Origin of the sequence: Pseudoalteromonas sp. PPB1 (assembly GCF_015356275.1) — a bacterium.
GTDB classification, from domain to species: domain Bacteria; phylum Pseudomonadota; class Gammaproteobacteria; order Enterobacterales; family Alteromonadaceae; genus Pseudoalteromonas; species Pseudoalteromonas rubra_D.
Map to the genome: position 1 here is coordinate 1 of NZ_JACEQV010000085.1, position 1,035 is coordinate 1,035.

General features: G+C 44.2%; 1 protein-coding gene. It reads right to left on the reverse strand.

The window, feature by feature from the left end:
• Positions 1 to 929, reverse strand: a 929-nt coding sequence (locus tag IY568_RS24400; protein ID WP_194868972.1) for an IS481 family transposase, incomplete at its 3' end; no start/stop codon positions are given.
• Between the last annotated feature and the right edge of the window lie 106 nt (positions 930 to 1,035).

Here is a 1,035-nt window from a genome sequence, read left to right on the forward strand (position 1 = left end):
TAATTTATCCACTCGTCCAGGTCCTTTTGAAGCTCTTCCAGAGAGCTATATAATTTTTTGCGAAATGTCACCTGATAGAACTCTTGCAGTATCGTTTTGTGGAAGCGTTCGCAGATACCATTAGTCTGCGGTGACATCGCCTTAGTTTTGGTATGATCTATGTCGTTGATAGCCAGATAAAGCTGATAGTCATGGTGCTCGACCTTGCCACAGTACTCAGTTCCGCGGTCAGTGAGGATCCTTAGCAAAGGCAACTCATGCTGCTCGAAGTAAGGCAGGACTCTGTCGTTCAATAGATCCGCTGCTGTAATCGGCGTTTTAGTGGTGTAGAGCTTTGCAAACGCGACTTTGCAGTATGTATCAACAAAAGTTTGTTGATAAATACGGCCAACCCCCTTTAGATTTCCGACATAAAAAGTATCCTGTGACCCAAGGTATCCGGGGTGCTCCGTTTCAATTTCTCCACAGGCTTCATCATCCTGCTTTTTCCTCTCAAGGGCTGTCACTTGGGACTCCGTGAGAATAATGCCTTCTTGCGCGACCTTAGCTTCTAGCGCGTTAAGGCGCTTTTTAAAATTTTCCAAGTCATGGCGCAGCCAAATTGAACGCACACCACTGGCCGAAACAAATATGCCTTGCCTTCTTAGCTCATTGCTGACTCTAACTTGACCGTGAGCTGGAAACTCAAGTGCATATGTGCAAACGGCTTGTTCAGTCTCTACGTCTACACGGTTTTTTAGGTTTGGAGTTCTGCGTGATTTATCGATGAGTGCATCAATACCGCCTTCATCAACGAGTTCTTGATATCGATAAAATGTATCCCGCGATACGCCCATCACTTTGCAGGCTTTGGATACGTTTCCAAGCTCTTCGGCCAGATTTAGCAAACCAGCTTTGTGTTTAATGATTGGATTGTTAGTATGTAACATGAGAGTTACTCCTTAGTTGTTTTGAACAAAGATTCGACACCTTTATCAAAACGGGTAACTCTCAATTTTTCAAATCGAAATGTCAGGTCTGGTCGGAACTAATTCA